The organism is Streptomyces sp. NPDC093071, from assembly GCF_044754545.1.
GTDB lineage: Bacteria > Actinomycetota > Actinomycetes > Streptomycetales > Streptomycetaceae > Streptomyces.
Genome location: NZ_JBIVPH010000007.1, coordinates 205,367 through 230,406, shown reverse-complemented (window position 1 = coordinate 230,406; position 25,040 = coordinate 205,367). Strand labels below are relative to the sequence as shown.

At 74.3% G+C, this 25,040-nt stretch carries 24 protein-coding genes; 14 read left to right on the top strand and 10 right to left on the bottom strand.

The features are described 5' to 3' along the window. Positions 1-82: 82 nt before the first annotated feature. Both ACIQD7_RS25560 and ACIQD7_RS25555 read right to left on the bottom strand, forming a co-directional pair. A complete protein-coding gene (locus tag ACIQD7_RS25560) occupies positions 83-772 on the bottom strand; it encodes a response regulator transcription factor (protein WP_121828537.1) in 690 nt (229 codons plus the stop codon). Further along, positions 769-2,250 (bottom strand): sensor histidine kinase, encoded by a 1,482-nt coding sequence (locus ACIQD7_RS25555; protein WP_402444538.1) that lies wholly within the window; start codon positions 2,248-2,250, stop codon positions 769-771. Before ACIQD7_RS25555 ends, ACIQD7_RS25560 begins: the two co-directional genes overlap by 4 nt. 135 nt (positions 2,251-2,385) lie before the next feature. Here ACIQD7_RS25555 and ACIQD7_RS25550 point away from each other — a divergent pair, with 135 nt between their 5' ends. Together ACIQD7_RS25550 and ACIQD7_RS25545 are read left to right on the top strand one after the other, a co-directional pair. Then, a complete protein-coding gene (locus tag ACIQD7_RS25550; RefSeq protein ID WP_402444536.1) occupies positions 2,386-3,294 on the top strand; it encodes an ABC transporter ATP-binding protein in 909 nt (302 codons plus the stop codon). Then, positions 3,291-4,148 (top strand): ABC transporter permease, encoded by an 858-nt coding sequence (locus ACIQD7_RS25545; RefSeq protein ID WP_402444535.1) that lies wholly within the window; start codon positions 3,291-3,293, stop codon positions 4,146-4,148. Before ACIQD7_RS25550 ends, ACIQD7_RS25545 begins: the two co-directional genes overlap by 4 nt. A gap of 40 nt (positions 4,149-4,188) precedes the next feature. Here ACIQD7_RS25545 and ACIQD7_RS25540 read toward each other — a convergent pair whose 3' ends face one another. Next, on the bottom strand, positions 4,189-5,058 hold the full coding sequence (locus ACIQD7_RS25540; RefSeq protein ID WP_402444533.1) for a YhjD/YihY/BrkB family envelope integrity protein: 870 nt from the start codon (positions 5,056-5,058) through the stop codon (positions 4,189-4,191). Between the two features lie 284 nt (positions 5,059-5,342). Further along, positions 5,343-5,816 (bottom strand): winged helix-turn-helix transcriptional regulator, encoded by a 474-nt coding sequence (locus tag ACIQD7_RS25535; protein ID WP_402444531.1) that lies wholly within the window; start codon positions 5,814-5,816, stop codon positions 5,343-5,345. Positions 5,817-5,929: 113 nt separating this feature from the next. Between ACIQD7_RS25535 and ACIQD7_RS25530 the strand changes: the two genes are divergently transcribed. Further along, complete coding sequence (locus ACIQD7_RS25530; RefSeq protein ID WP_121828532.1) at positions 5,930-6,421, top strand: PaaI family thioesterase; 492 nt, start codon at positions 5,930-5,932, stop codon at positions 6,419-6,421. A 44-nt stretch (positions 6,422-6,465) separates the two neighbouring features. Here ACIQD7_RS25530 and ACIQD7_RS25525 read toward each other — a convergent pair whose 3' ends face one another. Continuing rightward, entirely contained in the window at positions 6,466-6,798 is a 333-nt protein-coding gene (locus tag ACIQD7_RS25525; RefSeq protein ID WP_402444529.1) for a luciferase family protein, read from the bottom strand. Positions 6,799-7,074: 276 nt separating this feature from the next. Here ACIQD7_RS25525 and ACIQD7_RS25520 point away from each other — a divergent pair, with 276 nt between their 5' ends. After that, positions 7,075-7,659, top strand: a complete 585-nt coding sequence (locus tag ACIQD7_RS25520; RefSeq protein ID WP_402444526.1) for a nucleosidase — start codon at positions 7,075-7,077, stop codon at positions 7,657-7,659. 31 nt (positions 7,660-7,690) lie between these two features. On the opposite strand, the gene ACIQD7_RS25515 is transcribed toward ACIQD7_RS25520, so the two are convergent. Continuing rightward, positions 7,691-8,872, bottom strand: coding sequence for an alpha/beta hydrolase family protein (locus ACIQD7_RS25515; protein ID WP_402444524.1), 1,182 nt, complete (start codon positions 8,870-8,872; stop codon positions 7,691-7,693). 688 nt (positions 8,873-9,560) lie between these two features. On the opposite strand from ACIQD7_RS25515, the gene ACIQD7_RS25510 reads away from it, so the two are divergent. Together ACIQD7_RS25510 and ACIQD7_RS25505 are read left to right on the top strand one after the other, a co-directional pair. After that, the gene (locus ACIQD7_RS25510; RefSeq protein ID WP_402444522.1) at positions 9,561-10,685 is read left to right on the top strand and encodes an LLM class flavin-dependent oxidoreductase; all 1,125 of its coding nucleotides are present in this window, start codon (positions 9,561-9,563) and stop codon (positions 10,683-10,685) included. Next, on the top strand, positions 10,682-12,046 hold the full coding sequence (locus ACIQD7_RS25505) for an NtaA/DmoA family FMN-dependent monooxygenase (RefSeq protein WP_402444520.1): 1,365 nt from the start codon (positions 10,682-10,684) through the stop codon (positions 12,044-12,046). The genes ACIQD7_RS25510 and ACIQD7_RS25505 overlap by 4 nt, the downstream gene beginning before the upstream one ends. A gap of 9 nt (positions 12,047-12,055) precedes the next feature. On the opposite strand, the gene ACIQD7_RS25500 is transcribed toward ACIQD7_RS25505, so the two are convergent. The 3 genes from ACIQD7_RS25500 to ACIQD7_RS25490 are packed head-to-tail and all read right to left on the bottom strand — an operon-like array spanning position 12,056 to position 15,535. Beyond that, positions 12,056-13,168, bottom strand: coding sequence for a PP2C family protein-serine/threonine phosphatase (locus tag ACIQD7_RS25500; protein ID WP_402444519.1), 1,113 nt, complete (start codon positions 13,166-13,168; stop codon positions 12,056-12,058). Between the two features lies 1 nt (position 13,169). Continuing rightward, positions 13,170-14,831: an MFS transporter gene (locus ACIQD7_RS25495; RefSeq protein WP_402444517.1), complete on the bottom strand. Its 1,662-nt coding sequence runs from the start codon at positions 14,829-14,831 to the stop codon at positions 13,170-13,172. Beyond that, complete coding sequence (locus ACIQD7_RS25490) at positions 14,828-15,535, bottom strand: TetR/AcrR family transcriptional regulator (RefSeq protein WP_402444516.1); 708 nt, start codon at positions 15,533-15,535, stop codon at positions 14,828-14,830. The genes ACIQD7_RS25495 and ACIQD7_RS25490 overlap by 4 nt, the downstream gene beginning before the upstream one ends. A 297-nt stretch (positions 15,536-15,832) precedes the next feature. Here ACIQD7_RS25490 and ACIQD7_RS25485 point away from each other — a divergent pair, with 297 nt between their 5' ends. The 6 genes from ACIQD7_RS25485 (at position 15,833) to ACIQD7_RS25460 (ending at position 22,363) form a co-directional block, all read left to right on the top strand. Next, positions 15,833-16,417: a TMEM165/GDT1 family protein gene (locus tag ACIQD7_RS25485; protein ID WP_402444515.1), complete on the top strand. Its 585-nt coding sequence runs from the start codon at positions 15,833-15,835 to the stop codon at positions 16,415-16,417. Positions 16,418-16,561: 144 nt separating this feature from the next. Then, the gene (locus tag ACIQD7_RS25480) at positions 16,562-17,899 is read left to right on the top strand and encodes a S1 RNA-binding domain-containing protein (RefSeq protein ID WP_402444513.1); all 1,338 of its coding nucleotides are present in this window, start codon (positions 16,562-16,564) and stop codon (positions 17,897-17,899) included. A 46-nt stretch (positions 17,900-17,945) separates the two neighbouring features. Next, on the top strand, positions 17,946-18,563 hold the full coding sequence (locus tag ACIQD7_RS25475) for a TetR/AcrR family transcriptional regulator (RefSeq protein WP_402444511.1): 618 nt from the start codon (positions 17,946-17,948) through the stop codon (positions 18,561-18,563). After that, complete coding sequence (locus ACIQD7_RS25470; protein WP_402444509.1) at positions 18,547-20,196, top strand: acyl-CoA dehydrogenase family protein; 1,650 nt, start codon at positions 18,547-18,549, stop codon at positions 20,194-20,196. The genes ACIQD7_RS25475 and ACIQD7_RS25470 overlap by 17 nt, the downstream gene beginning before the upstream one ends. Before the next feature lie 153 nt (positions 20,197-20,349). Then, positions 20,350-20,883 (top strand): VOC family protein, encoded by a 534-nt coding sequence (locus ACIQD7_RS25465; RefSeq protein WP_402444507.1) that lies wholly within the window; start codon positions 20,350-20,352, stop codon positions 20,881-20,883. Positions 20,884-21,016: 133 nt separating this feature from the next. Next, positions 21,017-22,363 (top strand): M20 family metallopeptidase, encoded by a 1,347-nt coding sequence (locus ACIQD7_RS25460; RefSeq protein ID WP_402444505.1) that lies wholly within the window; start codon positions 21,017-21,019, stop codon positions 22,361-22,363. Here ACIQD7_RS25460 and ACIQD7_RS25455 read toward each other — a convergent pair. Continuing rightward, on the bottom strand, positions 22,293-23,222 hold the full coding sequence (locus tag ACIQD7_RS25455; protein WP_402444503.1) for a LysR family transcriptional regulator: 930 nt from the start codon (positions 23,220-23,222) through the stop codon (positions 22,293-22,295). The two genes, ACIQD7_RS25460 and ACIQD7_RS25455, sit on opposite strands and share 71 nt — an antisense overlap. 229 nt (positions 23,223-23,451) lie before the next feature. Between ACIQD7_RS25455 and ACIQD7_RS25450 the strand changes: the two genes are divergently transcribed. Both ACIQD7_RS25450 and ACIQD7_RS25445 read left to right on the top strand, forming a co-directional pair. After that, positions 23,452-24,711 carry an MFS transporter gene (locus ACIQD7_RS25450; RefSeq protein WP_402444501.1) on the top strand — a complete coding sequence of 420 codons (1,260 nt, stop codon included), beginning with the start codon at positions 23,452-23,454 and terminating at the stop codon, positions 24,709-24,711. Beyond that, positions 24,708-25,028 (top strand): cupin, encoded by a 321-nt coding sequence (locus ACIQD7_RS25445; protein ID WP_383403420.1) that lies wholly within the window; start codon positions 24,708-24,710, stop codon positions 25,026-25,028. Before ACIQD7_RS25450 ends, ACIQD7_RS25445 begins: the two co-directional genes overlap by 4 nt. The last annotated feature ends 12 nt before the right edge of the window (positions 25,029-25,040 follow it).

Genomic DNA, 25,040 nt, shown 5'->3' with positions numbered 1-25,040 from the left:
GTCCGGGGAGCCCGGCCGGGCCGCTCACCGGTGGATCACCGGATCGTGTGATCGAACCCTTCCCCCGTCGCCCCGGGGCGGATCAGGAGGCGGAGACCAGGCCCGTCTCGTACGCGATGATGACCAGGTGCACTCGGTCGCGGGCGTCCAGTTTGGCGAGCAGCCGGGTAACGTAGGTCTTCGCGGTGGCGACGCTGATGTGCAGTTCGCCGGCGATCTCGGTGTTGGAGAGACCGCGACCGACGAGGGTGAGGACCTCGCGTTCCCGGTCGGTGATCCCTTCGGCACGGCGGCGCGGGGCGGCGGGCGCGGGCCGGCGGCGGTCGGTGAACTCCTTGATGAGGCGCCGGGTGACGGTGGGGGCGATGAGGGCGTCGCCGGAGGCGACGACGCGGACGGCGGCGAGGATGTCGTCCAGGGCCATGTCCTTGACGAGGAACCCGGACGCGCCCGCGTGCAGCGCCCCGAAGACGTGGTCGTCGTCATCGAAGGTGGTGAGGACGACGACCCGGGCGCCGGTGGGGCCTTCGGTGATGAGCCGGGTGGCCTCGATGCCGTCGGTGCCGGGCATCCGCAGGTCCATGACGACGACATGGGCGCCGGTCTCCTCGACGAGCCGGACGGCTTCGGCTCCGTCGGCGGCCTCGCCGCTCACCACGAGGTCGGCGGTCTCGGCGATGACCATGCTCAGGGCGGTCCGCACGAGGGGCTGGTCGTCGGCGAGGACGACGCGGACGGGCCGCGCGGGGGCCTCGGCGGTGCTGCTGCTCATGCGGAGGTGACTCCAGTGGGAAGAGGAAGAGGAAGGGGAAGGGGGAGGCGGGCGGTGACGCGAAAACCGCCGTCCGGGCGGGGGCCGGCGGTGAAGTCCCCGTGCAGCAGGCCGACGCGCTCCCTCATGCCGGGGAGGCCGTAGCCGGAGCCCCCACCGGATCGTTCGCGCTCCCGTCCGGGGGCGGGCCCGAGGTCCTCGACAGTGAGGGCGAGGGCCTCGGGGTCGCGGTGGTCGACGGTGACCGTGCAGCGGTCGGCGCCGGAGTGTCGCACGACGTTGGTGACGGACTCTTGCACGAGCCGGAAGGCGGACAGGTCGATGTCCGGGGGCAGCGGCCGGGGAGCCCCGATCCAGCGAACGGCGACCTGGACCCCGGCGGCTGCGGTCGTCTCGGCGAGCCGATCGAGAGCGGCAAGCCCCGGCATCTCGGGAAGCCCGGGTGCCTTCGGGAAGGCGGGGGTGTCGGGGGGTGGGAGCGTTTCGGTGGGCGGGGGCGTTTCGGGGTGTGGGGACTTTTGGGAGTGTGGCGGGGTCTCGGAGGGTGAGGGCGTCCCGGAAAGCGCGGGTGTTCCTGAAGGTGCGGAGTCGGTTCCGGGACCGGCGGAACCTCCGGCGCCTCGGGGACCCTGTTTCGTGGCCCCGCCGCCGTCCCCGTCCCCGCCCCCGCCGCCGTCCCCGCTGCCGTGCCCGTCCTCGTCGGCGGTACGCAGGGCGCCGAGCATACGGCGCAGCCCGGCCAGGGTTTCCCGGCTGGCGGTCTCGATGGCGGCGAGGGCTTCGCGGGCCTGGTCGGGGCGGTTGTCGATGACCCGGCGTGCGGCGCCGGCCTGGAGGGCGACGATGCCGATGCTGTGGGCGACGGTGTCGTGCATCTCACGGGCGATCCGCAGCCGTTCGGCGGTGACGGCCTGTTCGGCGATCCTGAGCCGGGTCTGCTCGGCGTGCTCGCGGGTCTGTCGCTGCGCACGGCCGAGGAGCCAGGCGACCGCGGCGGTGAGGCCCACGGTGAGGGCGGTGGTGGTGCCGACGCTCCAGCCGCACGCGAGGCGGACGGCGAGATAGCCGGCGATGGTGCCGAGGCCGAGGAACACCGCCCGGTCGGACTCGTGGTGCGGTCGGGTCATGGCGATCGTGTAGAGGGCGATGTCCACCGCGAGGTACTGGGCGAGAGGGATGGCGGTGACGCCGAGGGGCAGGGAGCCGATGACGGCCGCGCCGAGCAGATGACACAGGGCGGCGCCCGGACGGCGGGTCAGGAGGACGCTGCCGCGCAGGGCGAGCAGGGTGGCGAGGGCCAGCATGGTGAGGCCGTCCCAGCGGAGGATCACCACACCGGCGAGGACCTCCGCCTCCGCCTGCCCGGGGAGCCGGACCCGGAGCAGGGCGGTGAAGAGGAGGCCCGCGAGCCAGGCGAGGGCGGTCCCCCCGCCGGGGGTGATCTTCCTGAGGAATGGCGCTGCCTGTGCGGCTGACATGCGAATGATCGTAGGGCGGAGGGGGCCGACGGGTCATCAACCCGTGGTTGTAAGACCGGGGGTGACATGCGGGGGCGCCGATTGTCGGCCCTGGTCCGATGTCCGCCGGGGGGTCGGGGCGGCACGGTGGTGCACATGATCGAAGTCATGGAACTCACCAAACGCTACGGCACCACGACCGCTGTCGACGGGCTGACGTTCACCGTGCGGCCGGGCCGGGTCACCGGCTTCCTCGGGCCGAACGGGGCGGGCAAGAGCACCACGCTGCGGATGGTCCTGGGCCTGCACGCAGCGACGAGCGGGGCCGTCACGGTCGACGGCCGGCCGTTCCGGGACCGGCCGCGCGGCCTGCGGCACGTCGGCGCACTGCTGGACGCGACGGACGTGCACGGCGGCAGGACCGGCCGGGCGCACCTGAGGGTGCTCGCACGCGGCAACCGCGTCCCGTTCGCGAGGGTCGACGAGGTTCTGGAGGAGGTCGGGCTCGCGGCGGTGGCGAGACGGCGGGTGGGCGGCTATTCGCTGGGCATGAGGCAGCGGCTCGGAATAGCGGGCGCGCTCCTCGGCGATCCGCCCGTGCTGCTCTTCGACGAGCCGCTCAACGGTCTCGATCCGGCGGGGGTGAAGTGGGTGCGGGGGCTGTTCCGGCGGCTGGCCGCCGAGGGCCGTACCGTCTTCGTCTCCAGTCATCTGATGAGCGAGATGGAGCACACCGCCGACGAGCTGGTGGTCGTCGGGAAGGGGAGGCTGATCGCGGCGGAGAGCCTGAGGGACTTCGCGGCGCGCGGTACCGGGGAGAGCGTGACCGTCGGCACGCCCGACCGGGCGGCCCTCAGGACCCTGCTGCTCGCGGAGGGGGCGGGGGTCCGGGAGGAGTCGGGTCTGCTGACCGTGACGGGGCTGCCGGCCGCCCGGATCGGCGCGATGGCCCTGGAGCACGGGATCCCGCTCGACTGTCTGGTTCCCCGTACCGCCTCTCTGGAGGAAGCCTTCATGGAACTGACCGCGGACAGCGTCGAGTACACGGCGGGAGAAACCCGATGACCTCCTACGACGTTTTCGCGGACGCCATGGGCGGCGTACGCTCCGTGGCGGAGCCCCGTGCGCGCTTCCTCGACCTGGTGGGGTCGGAGTGGCTGAAGCTGTGGTCACTGCGATCGACGGCCTGGTCGCTGCTGCTGAGCGCACTGGTCGTGGTCGGCTTCAATCTCGGGGCCGCCTGGGACCACTACCGCTACTGGTTCCAGTACGACGCGGCGAGCCGGGCCGATTTCGTGGCGAACGAGTTGGCGTTGTGGGACGCGTTCACGGGGAACGCGTCCATGGTCCTGGTCCTCTGTGCCTCCGCGACGGGGGTGGTGGCGGTGACCGGCGAGTACGGCACGGGGTTCGTCCGCACGGCGTTCGCGGCGGTGCCCGCGCGTGGGGCGCTGATGGCGGCGAAACTGCTGGTCATAGCCGGTGTTCAGACCGTGTTCGGGGCGGTCGCCGCAGGGCTTTCGTTCTGGTCGACGCAGACGGTGCTCGCGGAGCGAGGTGTCGGACTGCCCCTCACGCACCCCGGGGCGCTGCGGATCGTCGTGGCGTCCACGCTGTTCGCGCCGGTCTGCGCGCTGGCCGGGGCGGCGCTCGGCACGGTGTTGCGGCAGAGCGCGGTCTCGGTCGTCGGCTCGGTGGTGCTGCTCCTGCTGGTGCCGTCGGTCCTCAGCGACGAGCGCCGTCTCTCGGCGGTGTTCGCCCATGCGACGCCGCTCCACGCGTGGCAGCGGCTGGTGGCCGTGGGAACCCACGGGGAGCCGTACCCATGGACGACGGGGGGCGCCTGGCTGGTGTACGCGTCGTGGGCGCTGGGGGCGGTGGCGGTCTCGGTGATGGCGGTGCGGCGGAGAGACCTGTGAGGGCCATGCCCGCTCCGGCGGACCGGGGCGGGCACGGGGGTCATCGGCCGTTCGGCAGGAAGCGACGCAGACGGCGGCGGACGAGGTGCTCGTGGACGAGCCGGCCGACGAGGGCACCTCCGTAGACGACGAAGCCGACGCCGACGAGCCAGGACTGGAGGACGAGGACGGTTCCGAACTGGCCGTACGTCACGGCGTTCGAGGCGATGAGGGGCGAGAAGACGAGCTGGGAGAAGATCCGCAGCCCGAGGAGGCCGAGGGCGGTGAGGACGCCTCCGGGGAGGAGGGCGCGCCAGCGGATGCGTCCGCAGAGCAGGAAGCGCTGGGACCACCAGAAGAAGAGGAAGGTGCCGATGAGGTCGCCGAGGGCGACGGCGGCGGTGGTGAGGGCCGACGCGTTCTCGGGGGCGGGGAAGGCGACGAAGACGAGGAGGGCGGCGACGAGGACGGCGAGCCAGACGACGTGCCGCCACATGGTGTGCCAGCGGGCCGTGGGGAGGTCCCAGACCCGCTCGTATCCGGTCTGCACGGCGGATCCGAAGGTGACACCGAAGGCGGCGAGGGCGGCGAGACCGAAGGCGGTGGTGCGTTGCAGGGCCTGCCCCGGCTGGCCGAAGAGCCGTTCGACCTCCTCCTGGGAGACCTCGGTGACGCCGAGGCCCTGGACGAGCCAGCGGGCGAAGCCCTGCCCTCTGGCGAGGTCGGCCGCCGCGACGACGATGAGGAGGGGGACGAGGGTGAGGAGGCTGAGTGCCGCGAAGCCCATGGCGCGGTGCATGAGTTCCATGGAACGGCCGCGGTTCCACGCGAGACCGACGGGAGAGGCGGCGACGCGGTCGTGGAGCCGCCGGAACCAGTGGCCGTGTTCGGTGGGGGCACCGTCGTGCGGCGGACCGGGTGTGGAGGGCATGACTCGTGAGGTACCCGTCCCGGCGGCGCGACATCGCGGGGGTGCCGCCGAACGGGTGGGGCGGGTGTCCGGAGGAGTGGGGCCGGGCGTCGGGCCCTGGAGATTCGGGCCCTTGGGAGGCGGGGGCGGGAACGGGTCTCAGGAGCGGAAGGAACGGTGCCGGGGACAGGGTCCAGGAAGTGGAGGGGCAGGCGTTGAGCGCCAGGACCAAACGCGGAAGGGGCAGGCGCCAGGGCCACCGGGGACGGGGTCCAGGATGGAGGGGCAGGCGTCGAATGCGGGGCTCAGGTGTGGAGGGGGCGGACGCCGGGGCCGGGGCGGGCGGTGACGTCGCGGGCGGAGAGGGTGGCCCGTTCCTCTCCCTCGCACTGGACGACCACGCGGACGGGGGCTCCGCAGTCGGTGTGGCGGATGTCGAGGACGGGGCCGTCGGGGGCCTCCGTGTGGGTGTCGCCCCACTGCTTGAGCGCGAGGAGCACGGGCCAGAGGTCGATGCCCTTGGGGGTGAGCCGGTATTCGTACCGCGTTCGGGTGCCGGGTTCGCGGTAGGGCTCGGCGCGCAGGATCTCCGCCGCGACGAGTTTGCGGAGGCGGTCGGCGAGGACGGCCTCGGAGAGCCCGAGGTGCCGGCGGAACTCGTCGTACCGGCGTACGCCGTTGAACGCGTCCCGCAGGATCAGCAGGGTCCACTTCTCGCCGACCAGGTCCAGGGTGCGCCGGACCGAGCAGTTCTCCGTGTCCGTCTCCAGCCACTTCATCGTCACACTCTAGCCACCTGGCTGTGTCGTTGACAGTCAGCTTTCATCACGGCTAGCTTCGCCATAAAGAGCCAGCGAAGAGTCGGCTGGTCGAAGTCGGGTGGAGAGTGGTCATGGGACGCACGCGCACGGTCGAGTGGGAGGACCCCGCGGCCTCCGCGCGGGCCGCGGGGACGATGGCGGGGCTGGACTTCCTGCGGGAGATCGCCGCGGGAAGGCTGCCCGGACCGCCGATCGCCGCGCTCCTCGGATTCGACCTCGAAGAGGTCGAGGACGGGCGGGTGGTGTTCTCCTTCGAGCCGGCCGAGGAGCACTACAACCCGATCGGGAGCGTGCACGGCGGCGTGTACGCGACGCTGCTGGACTCGGCGGCCGGGTGCGCGGTGCACTCCACGCTCCCCGTGGGGACGGCGTACACCTCGCTCGACCTGTCGACCCGTTTCCTCCGCCCGATCACGATCGCCACCGGCAAGGTGAGGGCGGTCGGCACGGTGCTGACCCGGGGGCGCCGCACGGCACTCGCGGAGGCGGGACTGTACGACGCGGAGGACCGGCTGCTCGGCCACGCGACCAGCACGTGCATGGTGTTCCCGGTTCCGGCGTAGCCTTCCGCGTCACACGGGCGCGGGGTGGTTCGGCGGGCCGGGGTTCAGCGTATGCCGGGGACCGAGCGGGTGCGGGTGCAGCCGTCCGGAACGGTGTCGGGGAAGCCGCTCGCCTGAAGGGCGGCGCTCACCAGGGTGGCCAGCAGGTCGATGTCGGAACCCATGTCCAGACGGACCGTCACCCATCCGGATCCGGCACGCAGGCGGACGGCGCTCGACCCGAGGAGGGCCGGTCGCAGCTTGGCGATCATGGCGCGGGTGAGGTGGACGTCGGCCTCGTGTTCACCGTGGAAGTGCACGATCTCCTGCGTCGCGGTGCCCAGTCCGACCTCGGCGCCGCAGTGGGCACGGCCAGGGGTCAGCGAGGGCCAGCTCATCAGACGTTCACTGGCATGTCTGGCCGTGTTCATACGAGGAGCGTGCCGGGCGCCGGAGCCGCGCACAAGCGTCCTGCGGAAAGAATCCGGCCGACGCGCAAAACAGGGCATCGGGAGGGCTCTCGTGGCCGTACGGCACGGCGGCGCGTGGGGCGGAAGTGACTCTGTGTCACGGTGGGGGCGTCCGCCGCACGGGCCCGCTTCGCTGGGGGGCGGGGGTGGTTTCGGGCCCTCCCGGTTGTACGGCGGACGGGTCGTCGAACTAGCGTGGCACCCATGGAACTCTTGGGAGAGATCACGGGCGACCGCCCCCTGCTGGTGCTCGCCGTCAAGGAAGAGGCGCAGTTCCTCGACACGGGGCTGCCGGTGCTGCTCACCGGCATGGGCAAGGTGAACGCCGCGACCGCGCTGGCGACCGTGCTCGGCCGGGGGCCCCGGCCCTCCGGGATCGTGAACCTGGGAACGGCCGGGGCGCTGCGGCCCGGTCTGACGGGGACGCACGTCGTCGGCACCGTGGTGCAGCACGACTTCGACGGGCGGCTGCTCGCCATGCTGACGGGCGAGTCCTACGGGGCTCCGCTGACCCTGCCGGACGGCGGTGACGTGGTCCTGGCCACCGGTGACACCTTCATCTCGGACGAGGTCGCCCGCGCCCGGCTCGCGGAGCAGGCGGCTCTCGTCGACATGGAGGGGTACGCCCTCGCGCACGTCGCCGCGGTCGCCGGGGTGCCGCTGCGCGTCGTGAAGCACGTCAGCGACGAGGCCGGCGAGGGTGCCGCGCGCACCTGGCGGGAATCGGTCGCCGGGTGCGCGCGGGTCCTGGCCGACTGGGCGTCGGCGAACGTCCCGTACCGCTCCTGAGGGTTACCGCATCTGAGGGTTCCGGCCCCGGTCAGGGGTTCTGGAAGTGGGCCTCCGGGTTGGCCGTGGTCGGGCCGTTCAGGACCGGTCGCGGAAGTCCGCGCAGGTGCCGGTCGAAGAAGGCGGAGACGTACGTCCGGGTGAGGGCGACGGCGCGGTCGGCGGGCAGCTGCGGCTCGGGCAGGCCGAAGTGACGTGAGATCACGGGGCCGTCCGAGAAGGAGAAGTGGTCGGATCCGGCCAGTGTGATCCAGCGCTTCCAGCCGTCGAGCGCGGTCCACGTCCGGTCCCAGCTGGTGTCGATCCCGCCTGGCAGGTGCATCTCGTCGTGGGTGCCGAGCATCATGAACGGACGGCCCCGCAGGCCCTCCGCCGGAAGCTCCTCCCAGAAGGCGCCGTCCATGTTGATCCCGGCGTCGATGCGCCGGTCGGCCGCCATCGCGGTGGCCGCGCTCGCCCCTCCGATGGAGTGGCCCGCCATGCCGATCCGGCGCGCGTCGATCACGTCGGCGTACCGCCAGACGGACCGGGGGCCGACGAGCCGGTCCAGGACGTACCGCATGTCGGCGGCCCGGGTCGAGGTGACAACGCTCCCGTGCACCCCGTCCTCGTCCAGGGCCTTGCAGGCGACACAGGTGAGGGTGCGGCCGCCGGGGAGGCTGATCCCGAACGACTCGTAGGCGTGGTCGACGGAGGCGACGACGTAGCCGCGCGAGGCGAGGTCCTCGGCGAGGGCGGTGAGCGTCCAGCGGGAGACGCTGAAGCCCGGCGAAAGCAGCACCAGGGGGCGGTGACCCGGCGCGGGCCGGACGTCGGCCCTGCTGTGGGTGCGCGTCCGGGCGAGCACGTCGCCGGAGACCCCGGGCCCGAGCTGCTCGGCGAGCAGCCGCGCCTCCTCCCGGGTGGCGTACGGGGCGGGGCTGCCGCCGCCGGAGCGCGCGGCCGGATAGTGGAGCGTGACCATGAGCGCCCGCCCGTCGGCGGTGGGCACCCAGGGGTCGGTGCGGGACCGGTCGACCAGCGGCAGGACCGTGCTGCCGACGGAATGCGGTCCGGTGGGCGCGGGGAGGACGGCGGGCCGCGCCGGCTGTGCGACCGCCGTGCTCGCGCCGGGGACGGGGGTGTCGGGGGCGGCCGCGGTGGCGACTCCTGCCGTTAAGGCGAGGGAACAGGCGAGAACGGTGGCCGCGACGGCTCTGGTGAGTCGAGTCATGCGGGCACGGTAGGCGCCCCGGACGGTCCCGCGCGTCCGTCCGTGGGCTCACTTTCGATCAACCTCGGGTCTGAGACGGCTCCTTGCCCCGGTCCGCCCAAGGAGCATCCGTACCGCCGCTCATGGGTTCCGACGTCCGGCGCCCACAGGTTCCGACGTCTGGCGCCCACAGGTTCCGGCGCCCGCTGCCCACGGATTCCGGTGCCCGGCGCCCACGGGCACGCTCAACTCGGCTCCCCCGCACCCGTCCTGACGTACCGGCCGACCAGGGGAATCCGCGGGGAATCCATGGGGAATCCGGGCGGCAAGACGACCTTGACAGCGTGGAAGGCCGCCTGCCTATGGTGAGGAGACCCCGCCCGCGTCCGGGCGGGTCCGGGACCCGGGGGAGGCGCACGTGCTCGCAGTGACCACCGCGCCGTACGCCCCGGTCCGGGCGGGTGCCCGGCTCGTCTGCCGTCGGCACGTCGACTTCTGCCGCACCGCCTCGGCCATCTGTCCTTCCCTTCGCGCCTGACCCCGCCCCACGGGTCCGCGCGTCCCGTGCCCGTCCGGCGCGGGGCTTCGCGGCGCTCCCCGTGCCGCCCGGGTCCGCGCGCCTCGTGACGTCCCGTCGCCCGGTCCCGCGCAGCCGTGCCCCGCACCGCTGCCGTGCCGCCGTGCGCCCCCGCCGTTCGGAAGGACTCCCATGCCCCGCCCCGCCCTGCACCTGGCCGTCGAGATCGACGGCGACGGTGCCCATCCCGCCGCGTGGCGCCGTGCCGCGCACGCTCCCGGAGAGCTGCTGAGCCCGCGCCGGCTCGCCCGGACCGCAGCCGCCGCCGAGAACGCCGGGTTCACCCTGGTCACCCTGGAGGACTCGATCCTGCCGCCCGGTTCCGCCGACGGCACCGGCCCGGTGGGCCGGATCGGCGCGGTGGAACGGGCCGCGTTCGTGGCCGCGTCGACGAGTGTCCTCGGCGTCGCCCCCGTCCTCGCGACCACGTACGCCGAGCCGTTCCACGTCTCCTCGCAGATCGCCTCGCTCGACCACGTCTCGACCGGCCGGGCCGGCTGGGTGGTGGGGACCGAGGAGGACCCGGCCGCCGCGCGCGCCTGGGGCCGGGCGGTCGTCGAGGGCGCCGACGCGATCGCCCGCGAGGCCCGCGACGGGGTCCGGGTCGTACGGGACCTGTGGGACTCGTGGGAGGACGACGCGGTGATCCGGTCGGTGGCCACCAGCCGCTACCTGGACCGGTCGCGGCTGCACTACGTGGACTTCGAGGGCGAGACGTACACGGTGAAGGGGCCGTCGATCGTGCCGCGTCCGCCGCAGGGCCGGCCCGTGGTCCTGGCCCCCGCCGGTCTCGTCCCGGCGGAGCTGACCGACGTGGCGCTCGTCGGCGGGCCGACTCCGGCCGAGGTCGGCGCGGCGGGCGCGGCCGCCGGTGCGCCGCTCGCCTTCGCCGAGGTCGAGGTGGCCCTCGACACCCCGCGCGAGACGGCCCGGGAGCGGATCGCCGACCTGGAGCGGTACGCGCCGTGGGAGGAGCGCCCCGACCGGCTGCGGTACACCGGCCCGGCCGCCGGTCTGGTGGAGCTGCTCACGGAGCTCGGCGGGCACGTCGACGGGGTGCGGCTGCGGCCGCTCGTCCTCGACGAGGACCTCTCCGTGCTCTCCCGGCTCGTCCTGCCCGAGCTGTTCGTGCGGCGGCTCGCGGCCCGGCCGCTGCCGGGCACCACCCTCCGCACCTCCCTGGGCCTCCCCCGGCCCCTCAGCCGCTTCACGACCGCCGGCGCCGCCGCCACGCCCGTTCCGGAGGAGACCCGATGACCCGCACCGATCCGCACGACGTCCCGCGCCCGGACGCGCAGCTGCACTTCGGGGTGTTCTTCCAGGGGGTCAACCACTGGACGATCTGGTCGGACCCGTCCAGCGGCTCCCAGATCGACCCGGCCACCTTCCTGCGGGTGGCCAGGACCGCCGAACGCGGGCTCTTCGACGCCTTCTTCCTCGGCGACGGCCTGCGGCTGCGCGAGTCGGCGGGAGGCGTCCACGAGCTGGACGTGGCGGGCCGGCCCGACTCGATCACCCAGCTGTCGGCGCTCGCCGCCGCGACCGAGCGGATCGGGCTCGTCTCCACCTCCAACACCACCTACAACGAGCCGGGCGACCTCGCCCGGCGGCTCGCCGGCCTCGACCTGCTCTCCGGCGGCCGGGCCGGCTGGAACGTGGTGACCACGCACAACGCCTGGACCGGCGAGAACTTCCGGCGCGGCGGGTTCCTCGACCACGCCGACCGTTACCGGCGCGCCGAGGAGTTCCTGTCCGTCGCGCGGGCCGTGTGGAACGGCTGGGCGGAGGGCGCGGTGGCGGATTCCGCCGAGGCCCGTTCCTGGTCGGTGCCGGGGACGGTGGGGCGCGTACGGGTGGAGGGCTCCCAGTTCGACGTCGACCTGGTGCCGACCCTGCCGCGCAGCGCCCAGGGGCATCCGGTGATCTTCCAGGCGGGCGACTCGGGGACCGGCCGGGACTTCGCGGCCCGCAACGTGGACGTCATCTTCTCCGCGCACGGTACGGACTTCGACGACGCGCTCGCCTTCGCCGAGGACATCCGGGGCCGGTTGCGGGCGGTGGGCCGGGCCGAGGACGCGCTGCGGATCCTGCCGGGCACGGAGATCGTGATCGGGGCGACCGAGAAGGAGGCGGAGGAGAAGTCCCGCTGGGTGCGCCTGGAACAGGTCACTCCCGCGGTGGCGCTCGGCATCGCGAGCCGGCTGTGGGGGTTCGACCTGTCCGGCCGTGACGCCGACGGTCCGCTGCCCGCCGAGGATCCGGTGGTCGCCGAGGACAAGGGGAAGTTCGGGACGCGCTGGGTGGACGACCCGCGGGCGGTGGTGGCCGAGTGGCGGGCGAAGGCCGAGGCCAACGGCTGGTCGCTGCGCGAGACGGTGATCGAGCTGGGTCCGCAGCGCGGGCACGTGGGGACGCCCGCCGGGCTCGCCGAGAAGTTCGCGCGGTTCGTCCGGCACGGGGCCCTGGACGGTTTCAACGTCTCGCCGTATCTGGTGCCGGACGGCCTCGACGACATCGTGGAGCTGCTCGTGCCGGAGCTCCAGGAGCGGGGCGTGTACCGGACGGCGTACACGGGGACGACGCTCCGGGAGCACCTGGGACTCGCCCCCGTGGTGTGATCCCGGCGGTCAGGGGGCGTCGGGCGGGCGGACCACCAGGAGGGCGGCCACGTCGTCGTCGGGTCCTTTGCCGCCGTAGGCCGTGAGGTCGCGGTGGAGGAGTTCCAGGAGGCCGTCGGAGGGTTCCCGGCCCCACCCGCGCAGCCGCGCCTCCAGCGGGTAGAAGGTGCCCGTCCGGTCGCGGGTCTCGCTGACGCCGTCGGTGTAGAGGAGCAGCCGGTCCCCCGGGCCGAAGGGGACCTCCTCGATCCGGTGGCGGTTGTCGGCGAGGCCCGCGAGGTTGACGGGGAGCGAGGGGTCGGCGAAGCGCACCGGCGCGACCCCGGGCCCGTGCTGGAGGAGCGGGGCGGGGTGGCCACAGCTGAGGAGGCGTGCGACGTCGCGGTCGTCGGGGAGTTCCACGAGGACGACGGTGGCGAAGCGTTCGGCGGCGTCGGAGTCCGGGTCCCAGGCGCCGTACCGGGCGAGGCCCTCGTCGAGCCGGTCCGCGAGGACGGCCAGGTCCTCGGCGTCGTGGACGGCCGCGCGGAACGCGCCGAGCAGGACGGAGGCGGTCTCGACGGCACCGAGGCCCTTGCCCTGGACGTCGCCGAGCATGACGCGCACGGCCCCGGGGACCTTGACGGCCTCGTAGAAGTCGCCGCCGATCCTGGCCTTGGCGGCGGCCGCGACGTACAGCAGGTGGAGTTCGAACCGGCCGAGGCGCCGGGGCAGGGGGCGCAGCACGACCCGCTGGACGACCTCGGCGACGGCGGTGAGTTCGCGCAGGTCGCGCTCGTAGCGGGTGCGGACCCGGCTGATCCAGGCCGCGGCGGCGGTCACGCAGGCGATGACGGTCTCGCTGGTGAGGAGTTCGGGCAGGGGGTCCCCGCCCCGGTCGAAGCTGAGCAGCACGCGGACCGCCATGGTGAGCAGTCCGATGCCGAGGGTCCCGCGCACGCTCCAGGTGACGGCGGCGAGCGCGGGTGCGGCGACGAGGAGGCGGTCGAAGCGTTCCTGGTCGGAGGTGAGCAGGTCGGCGAGGGCCGTCAGGAACAGGACCAGGAAGGGCAGGGCGCGACCGATGTTGAGCTGGGTGCGCGTCGCCGTGCCTGGGCTGCTGCGGGGACCGGCTGCGGGCATTTCATGATCGTACGCAGGGCTCTCGGCCGGGCCGGGGTGGGGCCGGCTCCGGGCGTGTCCTCCGGCGGGCGCCGCCGGGCAGGGCGAGGGCGGCGGGCAGCGCGAGGGCGGCGATCGCCGCCAGGGCCGGGAGCGCGGCGCCCCGGGCCGGTACGAACCCTCCGTCCGGTACGAGGGCGAGCAGGAGGGTCGCGGTGGCGACGCCGAGCACCGGGCCGACGTTCATCGCGGTCTGCTGGAGTCCCCCGGCGACTCCGGCGTGGGCCTCGGGCGCGCGGTGCACGACGACGGAGGTCGCGGTGACCATGAGCGTGACGAAGCCTGCGCCGAGGAGGCCGGAGCAGACGCCGACGGGGAGGGCGCCGGCCGTGGTGTCCAGGCGGGAGAACAGCAGGACGCCGAGCGCGAGCAGGACGGCACCGGCCGTCGCCGTGCAACGGGGCCCGAAACGGCGCTGGAGGGGCGGGCAGAGCGGTGCGCCGAGGACCATGAGGAGGGCTAGCGGCAGGAAGCGCAGCGCGCAGGCGAGGGGGTCGAGCCGCTGGACGTCCTGGAGGAAGTACGTCGCCACGAACAGCGAGCCGAAGAGGGCGGCCGAGGCGGCGAGGAGCACGGCGATCCCGGCGACGACGGGCCCGCTCCGGAGCAGTTCGGGAGGCAGCAGGGGGCGTGCGGCGCGGCGTTCGTGCCAGGCGAGGACGATCCCGGCGACGACGACCCCGACGCACGCGAACGCCCCGGTCCGGGCACCGCCGGGGCGGGCGGCCTCGACGAGCCCGTGGACCAGCAGGCCCAGGGTTATGGCGAGCAGGAGGGCACCGAGGGGGTCGAGCGCGGTGAGGGCGGGGGTGGTGCGGGGCGGAGGGTCGGTGCGGCCGGGGACGGGGCGGTCGGGGACGGTCCGGCCGGAGGCCGTTCGGCCAGGGACGGTCTGGTCGGAGACGTCCGGGCCTGGGGCCGTTCGGCCAGGGACGGCCCGGTCAGGAGTGGTCCGGCCAGCAGCGGATCGGCCGGGGACGGGGCGGTCAGGAATAGTCCGGCCAGCAGCGGATCGGCCGGGGACGGGGCGGCTGGGTACGGGTCGGTCAGAGGCCCCCGTTTCCCATGGGCGCGACTCCCGGGTCGTCAGGGCCAGGAGGCCGATGGCGAGGGTCGGGGGGACGCTCAGGAGGAAGACCGAGCGCCAGCCGTACGCGGAGACCAGCGCGCCGCCCACGAGCGGTCCGGCGGCGGCCGCGAGGCCGATGACGGCGGTGCGGACGGCGATCGGGGTCGCGAGCCGGTCGGGCGGGAAGGCCGTGCGCAACATGCCGAGGGTGGCGGGCTGGAGGAGCGCCCCGCACACCCCCTGGAGCACGCGCAGCGCGATCACGGCCCCGATGCCGGGGGCCAGGGCGATGCCCGCGGAGGCGGCGGCGAACCCGAGGGCGCCGACGGCGAAGACCCGGAGGTGGCCGTGGCGGTCGCCGAGGCGGCCCGCGAAGACCAGGAGGCTCGCGACGGCCACGAGGTAGCCGGTGCTGGTCCACTGGACCTGGCCGACGTCGGCGTGCAGGTCGCGTTGGAGGGCGGGTTGGGCGACGGTCAGGACCGTGCCGTCGAGGGCGACGACGGCGGCTCCGACGACGCTGCAGGCGAGGACGGGGACGCGGCGCCGGTTCACGGGGCCGGCTCCGCGGGCCCGAGGTGGGCGTCGAGGGCGGCCGCGAGCAGCGGGGCGGGATCGGCACCGCCGGTCGCGAGCCGGAGGCTGCCCCAGTGCCAGAGCTGGGCGATGCCGTGCAGGTTGGCCCAGAGGGCGCCCGCGACGACGACGGGGTCGGCGCCGGGGCGGACGCGGGCGACCAGCTCGGTGAGCCGAGCGAAGAGCGGCAGGCTCGTCTCGCGAAGCCCGAGCCGCCCGCTCTCCAAGAGGTCGTGCCGGAACATCAGCTCGTACATGCCGCGCCGCGACCCGGCGTAGTCGAGGTAGACGCGGGCGAGGAGCGCGATCCGCTCGCGCGGCCCCGCCTCCTCCCGGTCCTCGGCGGCGACGCGGGCGGCCAGTTCGGCGAAGCCCTGCCGGGCGATGGCCGACAGGAGGTCGAGGTGGGTGGGGAAGTGACGGCGGGGAGCGCCGTGGGAGACGCCGGCGCGGCGGGCGATCTCGCGCAGCGAGAGGGCCTGGGCGCCCTCGGCGTTCACGAGCCCGACGCCGACCCGGACGAGCCGCCCGCGCAGCCCGTCGTCGCCGTGGTCGTCGCGCGGCCCGCCGAGCCGCCCGTCGCCCTCGCCCTCGCAGTCGTCACGCGATCCGTCGTCCCCCTGTTCGTATAGCTCCTGATCCTGTCCCTCGTGACTCTCGCGACTCTCGTGATCTCTCCGCATAGACACTGTCTACCAAGTCCGAGTAGACAGTGTCTACCCACTCCCGCGCCCTGGTCCGTTACACTGGACGGCAGCGAAGGGGAGTAGCCCTGCGAACCGGTCGTCGACACACTGGAACCCCCGGGTTCCCGGTGACCGGGTCCACGGACGACGTGGACGGGCGAGACCTTCGGCCAGGCATCAACCGTGTCCGCGCATCCGTGGGCGCGGTCCGTCATGCCGGGCCGAGTGGTCCTCCCGTCGCCACCGAGGTGTCGTGCGGGGCCCGGCGGCCCGGACCGAGCAGAGAGCCCCGGTATGCACCTCGACCCCTTGGCGATCCTTACCGCCTTCGGGCTGATCTTCCTCGCCGAGCTTCCCGACAAGACGATGTTCGCGTCCCTCGCCATGGGCACGCGTATGCGTCCCCTGTACGTGTGGTTCGGCACCTCCACCGCCTTCCTGGCGCACGTCGCCATCGCGGTGGGCGCCGGCAGTCTGCTCGGGCTGCTGCCGGGCTGGATCGTCAAACTCGTCTCGGCGCTCCTGTTCGGCTTCGGCGCCTTCATGCTGCTGCGCGGCGGGGGCGACGACGAGAACGACGACACGGGCGGCCGGACGGTCACCGGCTTCTGGCCCGTCTTCTCGACCGCCTTCACGGCCGTGTTCATCAGCGAGTGGGGCGACCTGACCCAGATCACCACCGCCAACCTGGCCGCCACCAACGGCACCTGGTCGACGGCGATCGGTTCGTTCGCCGCCCTGACGAGCGTCTCCGCCCTCGCCCTGGTCGCGGGCCGCTTCATCGCGAAGCGCGTCCCCCTCAAGACCGTTCAGCGCATCGGCGGCGTGTGCATGGCGGGGCTCGCGATCTGGTCCCTGACCGAGGTCTTCACCGGCTGACGCCGCCCCGCCGCTCCTCTCGTCCCACGGCTCCTCCCGCCCCGTCGCCCCGAAGGGCGGCGGGGCAATTCGTTTGCCCCCGGACGATCACGGAGGAGAGGCTCGCCGGGCGGCGAGGCCTCGTCGCAGACCCCAGGGAGCAGAGTGCCGTCCTTCACCTACCGGATCACCAAGTACGACCCCGCCGACCGCGACGAGCACGGTTCCTACGTCGGCGCCGAGGACACCGTCAGCGACCACGGCCCGGTGGAGGCGGCCTATCTGGCGGCCGTGACCGCCTTCGCGGAGGCGACGGGGGTCGACCGCCTGGACGTTCGCGAACCGCAGGTCGCCGGCCCCGTCTCCTTCGGCCGGGAGCCGGCGGTCGAGGGCGACGGCCTGGCCGGGCTGTTCCCGCCCGACCTCGAAGGCTTCCACGACGGAGCCACGGTCCCCCTGGCCGTGGCGCTGGAGCTGATCCGGGCCATGCTGCGCGACAACGGCGTCTGGTGCCGTCTGGAGGTGGAGGACGCGTTCACCGTGCACGTCGGATGGGACCAGTACCTCTACGTCGGCAGCGACCGCCCCTGCGAAGAGGCCCTCACGCGCACGCGTGCGCTCGGCCTCTTCCCCGAGCGCCTGCCGGTGTCGCCCTACGCGGCGGAGCTCGACGAGGAGCCCGGCGAACAGCGTCCCGCCGACGGCGACTTCTGGGAGCTCGTGCGCCGGCGCGTCGGCGAAGGCCGGGCGGCCCTCCTGGAGGAGCGCCACGTCGCCAACGCGTCCCGGTGGCACCGACTCAGGGAGCACAACCTCGACGAGGTGCGCGCCCGGCTCGCTCCCCGCGCCTGTGTGGCGGTGTGGCCGGACCTGTTGACCGACATCGACTCGGTTCTCGCCGATCTGCCGGACGAAGGCCTGGTGGAGTTCGTACGGGAAGACGGGAAGGACGAGGGCGGGAGGATCACCAGCGCGATCGCCGACGCATCGGAGTACGAAGCCGCGGCCGCGTGGCTCGCGGGCGCCCGGGCAGCCGCCGCCCTGCGCCCGTACGAGGACGGCGACCAGCCCCTCCTCACCGCCGTCCTGCCCGACGCCGACGGCGTCCTGCGGGCCCGGTGGAGGACCGAGCAGACGCCCGGCGACCGGGACTGGGCCTTCCTCAAGAAGCTCCGGCGCGGCCAGGTCGTCACCGGAACCGTCGCGCACATCGCCTCCTTCGGCGTCACGTTCGTGGACATCGGCGGCTTCACCGCGATGATCAACCTTCCCGAACTCTCCCGCGACCACGTCGACTACCCGTCCGACGTGGTCGCGGTCGGCCAGGAGGTCACGGCCGTGATCCTCGACGTCGACATGAGCCGCGAGCGCGTGTCGCTGTCCCTGAAGGCCCTGGAGGAGCCGGTGGAGGCCCGAGAGGAACCGGTGGAGGCCCTGGAGGAACCGGTGAAGACCACGGAAGACCCGGCGGAAGCTCCGGAGGACCCGACAGGGACCCGGTGACGTCCAGGCTCTTGATGAAGGAGTGAATCACTGCTTCACTCCTTCCATGCCCTACCGCCGCACCCCCGCCGTCCAGGCCCGCCTCGACGCACAGCGCGCCTCCGTCGTCGAGGCGGCGCTCGGGCTGCTCGCCGAGCAGGGCTACGCGGGGTGCACTGTGGCGGCCGTCGCCGCCCGGGCCGGGATCGCCACGGGCAGCGTGTACCGCCACTTCGACGGCAAGTCCGAGCTCGCCGTCGAGCTCTTCCGGACCGTGGTGGGCCGGGAGGTCGCGGCCGTCTCCGAGGCGGCCGGGCACCCCGGGCACCGTACGGCCGCCGAGCGGGTCGTCGCCGTCATCGAGACCTTCGCCCTGCGCGCCCTGAAGTCGCCGCGCCTCGCCTACGCGCTGCTCGCCGAGCCCGTCGACCCGGCCGTGGACGCGGAGCGGCTCGTCTTCCGGCGGGCGTTCCGGGACGTGTTCGCCGCCCGCGTCGAGGAGGGCGTCCGCTCGGGCGAACTGCCGCCCCAGGACCCCGTCCTGACGGCCTCGGCACTGGTCGGGGCGGGCGCCGAGGCGCTCGTCGGCCCGCTGGCGGAGGGTTCCGTCGGGCCGGACACCGTCCCCGCACTCGTCACCTTCACCCTGCGAGCACTGGGAGTCCCCGATGCCGACCACGCATGAGGTCACCAACCAGGTCCCCCCGCTGACCGGTCACGACGTCTCCGCCGACCCCGCCCTCCTGGAGGCCCTGCGCCGGGAGGGCGCCGGCTGGGCCGAGGCGGAGGTCCGCGAGCTGGGCGTACGGGCCGGTGGCGCCGAGGCGCAGGAGTGGGGGCGGCTGGCCGAGCGCCACTCCCCCGTCCTGCACACCCACGACCGGTACGGCCACCGGATCGACGAGGTCGAGTTCCACCCGTACTGGCACTCCCTGATGGACGTGGCCGTACGGCACGGACTGCACGGCGCGCCCTGGCGCGACGAGCGGCCCGGCGCCCACGTGGCACGCGCGGCGAAGGTGTTCGTGTGGGGGCAGGCCGACGCCGGTCATCTGTGCCCGGTCTCGATGACGTACGCCGCCGTGCCCGCGCTGCGCGCCCAGCCGGAGCTCGCCGAGGTGTACGAGCCGCTGCTCGCCTCCCCGTCGTACGACTTCGGGCTGCGGGTGCCGACGGAGAAGCGCGGGATCATCGCCGGGATGTCGATGACCGAGAAGCAGGGCGGTTCGGACGTCCGGGCGAACACGACCCGGGCAGTCCCGGCGGGCGAGCCCGGTCTGTACGCGCTGACCGGCCACAAGTGGTTCACCTCGGCCCCCATGTCGGACGTCTTCCTCACCCTCGCGCAGGCGCCCGGCGGGCTCTCCTGCTTCCTGGTGCCGCGCGTCCTGCCGGACGGCACACGCAACGCGATCCGCCTCCAACGCCTGAAGGACAAGCTGGGGAACCGGTCGAACGCCTCCTCCGAGATCGAGTACGAGGGCGCCCTCGGCCGGCTGGTCGGCGAGGAGGGGCGCGGGGTGGCGACCATCATCCGGATGGTCAACATGACGCGGCTCGACTGCGCGATCAGCTCCGCGTCCGGGATGCGCCTCGTGCTCGTGCACGCGGTCCACCACGCCACGCACCGGAGCGCGTTCGGGGCGCGGCTCGTCGACCAGCCGCTGATGCGGAACGTCCTGGCCGACCTGGCGGTGGAGGCGGAGGCGGCCACGCTCGCGGCGCTGCGGCTCGCCGGGGCGGTGGACCGGGCGGCGCGCGGCGACGCGGAGGAGGAACAGCTGCGGCGGCTCGGCCTCGCGGTCACCAAGTACTGGGTGTGCAAGCGGGCGCCCGCGCACGCGGCCGAGGCCCTGGAGTGCCTGGGCGGCAACGGTTACGTGGAGGACTCGGGCCTGCCGAGGCTCTACCGGGAGGCGCCGCTGCCCTCGATCTGGGAGGGGTCGGGGAACGTGGCCGCGCTCGACGTGCTGCGGGCGATGGCCCGTCAGCCGCAGGCGGTGGAGGCGTTCTTCGCCGAGGTCGACCGGGGGGCGGGTGCCGACCGGCGCCTGGACGCGGCGGTCGCCGGGCTCCGCAAGGAGCTGGCGGGGCTCGGCGATCCGGACGCGGTGGCGTACGGGGCGCGGCGGCTCGTGGAGCGGCTCGCGCTCGTGCTCCAGGGCTCGCTGCTGGTCCGGCACGGGAGTCCGGCGGTGGCGGACGCGTTCTGCGCCTCGCGGCTCGACGGCGACCGGGGCCTGGCCTTCGGCACGCTTCCGGCGGGCCTGGACACGGCGTCGATCATCGAGCGGAGCGGGCCGGACGCGGCGGTCTGAGGGAGGAGTCCGGCGGAGTGCCCCGCGCCACGCGGTTCTCCCCCGACGCGCATTCCCTCCGCCCGCCTTCAAGGCGGACGGGATCCGTCCTACTTCGCGCCTACCGTCACCGGAGCGTCCCGACCGGGGGCGCGCCGACGGAAGGACCGTGAGATGGACGAGCAGACCGGTGCGGCGCCGAAGGGCTACACCAGCGTGGCGCCCTGGGTCGTCACCGAAGACACCGGGGCCTTCCTCGACTTCGTCGCCGAGGTGTTCGGGGGCGAGGAGCTGGCGCGCGTGTTCACCGAGGACGGCTCGATCGGCCACGGCGAGATCCGGATCGGGGACACCGTCGTCCTGGCCTTCGACCGGCGCCCGGACTGGCCCGTGACGCCCGGTCTGCTGCGCGTGTTCGTCGCCGACGCGGACGCCGCGTTCGCCCGGGCCGTCGCGGCGGGCTGCCGTGTCGTCACGCCCCTGTCCGACAGCGCCTTCGGGCAGCGGGGCGGGCGCGTCCGGGACCCCTTCGGCACCCTCTGGTGGGTGACGAGCCACGTCGAGGACGTCTCCGGGGAGGAGATGTGGAAGCGGCTCCGGGAGCCGATGTACGCGGAGGGGATGCGGGTGGCGCAGGCGACGCTCGACGCCGAGCTGAGCGGCCGGAAGCGGGGGCGCAGCAGTGCCCCGGTCGGGCCGGCCTCCTGACTCCGGCACGCGCCCGGCGGGCCGGGGCCCTGCCGTGCCTCCCCGGCCTCCCGGTGGCAGGCTGAGGGGGGCACGTTCCCGGGGGCGGGTCTCCCGGGCGCGGTGTTCGCCGGAGCGCGAGTGAGGAGTCCCGTTGGACGGCGAGGCGACGCACGAGGAACTGGACGCGCGGGCGGCCGGGGTGGCGGAGCGGGTGGTGGCCTGGCGGCACCATCTGCACCGGCATCCGGAGCTGTCCAACCGGGAGGTGAACACGGCCCGGCTGGTGGCGGACCACCTGCGCGCGCTCGGGCTCGACGAGGTCCGCACGGGCATCGCGGGCCACGGGGTCGTGGGGGTCCTGCGCGGTGGGACTGCGGGCGAGCGGGTCGTGGCGCTGCGGGCGGATACGGACGCGCTGCCGGTGCGGGACCTGTGCGGGGCTGACTTCGCCTCCGAGGTGGTGGACGCCGACTATCCGGGCGGCCCGTTCCCGGTGTCGCACGCCTGCGGCCACGACTGCCACACGGCGATGCTGCTCGCCGCGGCGACGGTCCTCTCGGAGGTCCGCGACCGGCTGCCGGGGACCGTCCTGTTCGTCTTCCAGCCCGCCGAGGAGGGCCCGCCGGTGACCGAGGAGGGCGGGGCGCGGGCGATGGTCGAGGCCGGCGCCTTCGCCGGTCCGGTGCCGACGATGGTCTTCGGGATGCACGTGACGCCGTACCCGAAGGGGTACGTGGGGTACCGGATCGGCAACCAGTACGGCGCGTCCGTGCTCGTCCGGATCGTCGTCACCGGCCGGCAGACGCACGGCTCCACGCCCTGGCAGGGCGTCGACCCGATGCCGGCGGCCGGCGCGATCCTGACGGGCATCGGTCAGCTGTACCGGCAGGTCTCGGCCTTCGATCCGGTCACGGTGTCCATCGGGCACGTGGAGGACGTGGGCCGCTTCAACATCGTCGGGGAGACGGTGACGCTGTGGGGCACGATCCGCACCGCCGTCGAGTCGGACATGGCGGAGGTGCGGCGGCGGCTCACGACGCTCGTGGAGCACTCTGCGGCGGCGTACGGGGCGACGGCCGCCGCCGAGTACCTCCAGCCCGTGCCGCCCGTGCACAACAGCGGGCCGTGGGTGGCGGCCGGGCTCCCGACCTTCCGCCGGGTGGCCGGCGAGGAGCACGTGGTGGAGACGGGCGGGACGCTCGGGTACGACGACGTCTCCGAGTTCGTACGGAGGTTCGGCGGCCTGTACGTGACGCTCGGCGTCCAGGACGCGGCCTTGGACGCGTCGGGCCGGCCGGTCCCCGTGGAGGGCGGGCGCGGTCTGGTGACCAACCACAATCCCGGCTTCTACGCCGACGACTCCGCCCTCGTCACCGGTGTCCGGCTCCACGCGCACGTGGCGTACGACCATCTGAGGGGAGCGCTCGTCACCCGGGAGGAGACTCCCGACGCGGGCGGGACGCTTCCGGTGCGGCGACCGCCGTCACGAAGGCCCTGAGTAGTGCGGAGTCGGCGGCGGTGGCGGTGGCGGTGGCCCATACCAGGGCGTATTCGAGGGGCGGGACGTCGCGCAGGGGCACGTAGGCGATGCCCGGTCGGGGGTGGTAGCGGGCGCCGCGTGCCGCTCCCGGGGCGACGCCCCGGCCCGTGGTCACGTGGGAGAGGACCTCCTGCCAGGTGCCGGCGACCGGGCCCCGGCCGACGGGGGCTCCGGAGGGGGTGCGCCCGGGGTAGTGGTGGTCGAGCCAGTACCGGGGGTGGTCGCCCCCGGGGGTGACCAGGGGCAGTCCGGCGAGGTCGTCCGGGCCGAGCGAGGGGCGGCCGGCCAGGGGGTGGGCGGCGGGAAGCAGCAGGACCCGGTCGTCGCGCAGGACGACGGGGCCGGTGGTGAGTCCCGGCTCGCGGACGGGGAGGGCGGCGAGCTGGACGTCGAGCGTGCCGTCGAGGAGGGCCCGGACCCCGCCGTCGAGGGGGACCTCGCGGACGGTGACCTCGCAGCCGGGGTGGGCCGCGAGCAGGGCGTCCGCGGCGGACGTGAGGAGTTCGCCGCCCCAGGGGGTGACGAACCCGGCGCGCAGCACGCCGAGGACGCCGCGTCCGGCGGCGGTGGCCCGCTCCACGGCGGCGCACAGCTGCCGGTGGGCGGGCAGGAGGTCCTCGTACAGGCTCCGGCCGACGGGGGTGAGCCGGACGCTGCGGCTGGTCCGGGCGAAGAGCGGGGTGCCGACGCGCCGTTCCAGCTTCTTGACGGTCTGGCTGATCCTGCCGGTGGAGACGCCGAGGCGTTCGGCGGTGCGGCCGAAGTGGAGTTCCTCGGCGAGCGTGAGGAACGCCTCCAGTTCGTACCGTTCGAGCACCGGCCCCTCCTCCGTCGGACGCCACCGCCGTTCGCCGTCTCGCCCGACCGGACGCCACCGCCGCCGGCCGTCTTCCCCGACCGGACGTCACCGTCGTTCACTGTTCGACCCGATCGGGCGTCGCGATCGTTGAGCGAGACTCAACGCCGCTTCCATGATGACAGCTTGTTCCGCCGGGCCGGCACGGGGGAGCCTGAGGGTCTCCCCCTCCCCCTACGGAAGAGGTTCCGTGGCTCCGCGCCCCCTCGCACCGGCTCCGAACGTGCCGCTCCTCGCCGTGGCGGGGGCGGTCGCCGTCGCCAACCTCTACTTCCCGCAGCCGCTGCTCGCCGCCGTGGCGCGCGGCCTGGAGGTTCCGGAGCCGACGGCGGGCCTGATCGCCCCGGCCGCGCAGTTCGGGTACGCGCTCGGCATCCTGCTGCTCGTGCCGCCGGCCGACACCGCGCGGCTGCGCCGCCTCACCTCGGTGCTGCTCGCCCTGACCAGCGCGGCGCTGCTCGTCGCCGCCGCCGCGCCCGGCATCGTCACCCTCGCGCTCGCGACGCTCGCGCTCTCCACGACGACGGTGCTGCCGCAGATCCTCACCCCGGTGGCGGCGGCGCTCGCGGACCCCGGGCGGCGGGGCCGGGCCGTGGGTCTGGTGGGCCTCGGCCTCACCCTGGGATCCACCCTGTCCCGTACGGTCTCGGGGGCCGTCACCGACGCGACCGGCACGTGGCGGACGGCCTACGTGGTCGCGGCCGTGGCGACGGCCGCGCTGCTGTGCGTGCTGCCGCGCCGGCTGCCCGAGAGGCTGGGCCCGCCCGGCGAGCGCGGCGCCGGAGCGTACGCGAGGCTCCTGGCCGGGCTCCCCCGGCTGCTGGCGGCCCACCGGGAGCTGAGGATCTCGGCGCTGCTCGGGGCCTGCGTCTTCGCCGCGTTCAGCGTCTTCTGGGCCGTCCTCGCCTTCCACCTGGCGTCCCCGCCGCTCGGGTACGGGCCGGGGGCCGCCGGTCTCTTCGGAGTCCTGACCCTGCCGGCGGCGCTGCTCTCGGCGGCGGCCGGGCCCCTCACGGACCGGTGCGGGGCGACGGTCGTGAGCGCCGGGGGTCTGGGGTGCGCGGGGCTCGGCCTCGCGGTGGCGGGTCTGCTGCCGTACTCCCCGGTGGCCCTGGCGGTCGGGGCGAACCTGCTCGTGGTGGGGGTCGGCTCGTGCCAGGTGGCGAACCAGGCCCGGATCTTCGGGATCGGCCGGGCGGTGGCGGCCCGGGTCAACACCGTCTTCATGCTGGCCACCTTCGGCGGCGGGGCGGCCGGCTCCCTCGCCGGGACGTGGCTGTACGCGGCGTACGGCTGGCGGGCCGCGCTGCTCGCGGCGGGGGCGTGCGTCACCGTCGGCGGGCTCGTCCCGGCCGTGGTCCGGGCGCGCCGGCGGTCCCGACTTGCGTCTCCGTCGTCACACGAGAGGCTGGGGGATATCCGCCCGCGCACCCCGCAGGGAGAGACATGATCCTGGACCTGACCGCCCTCGCCGACGAGCACCTGGCCGCGGCCCGCACCGCGCCGCACGGGCGGAGCGCCCATCTGGTGATGCACGACGGGGTGCTCCGGCAGACCGTCATCGCCCTGACGGCGGGCACGTCCCTGGACGAGCACAACGCGCCGCCCGCCGCGAGCCTCCAGGTGCTGCGGGGCCGGGTGAACCTCACGGCGGCCGACCGGGCGGAGGAGCTGCGGGCGGGCGCGCTCCGCATGATCCCCAAGGAGCGGCACGGTCTGACCGCCCTGGAGGACGCGGTGGTCCTCCTGACCGCCGTGAACGACTGACCCGGCCCTTCC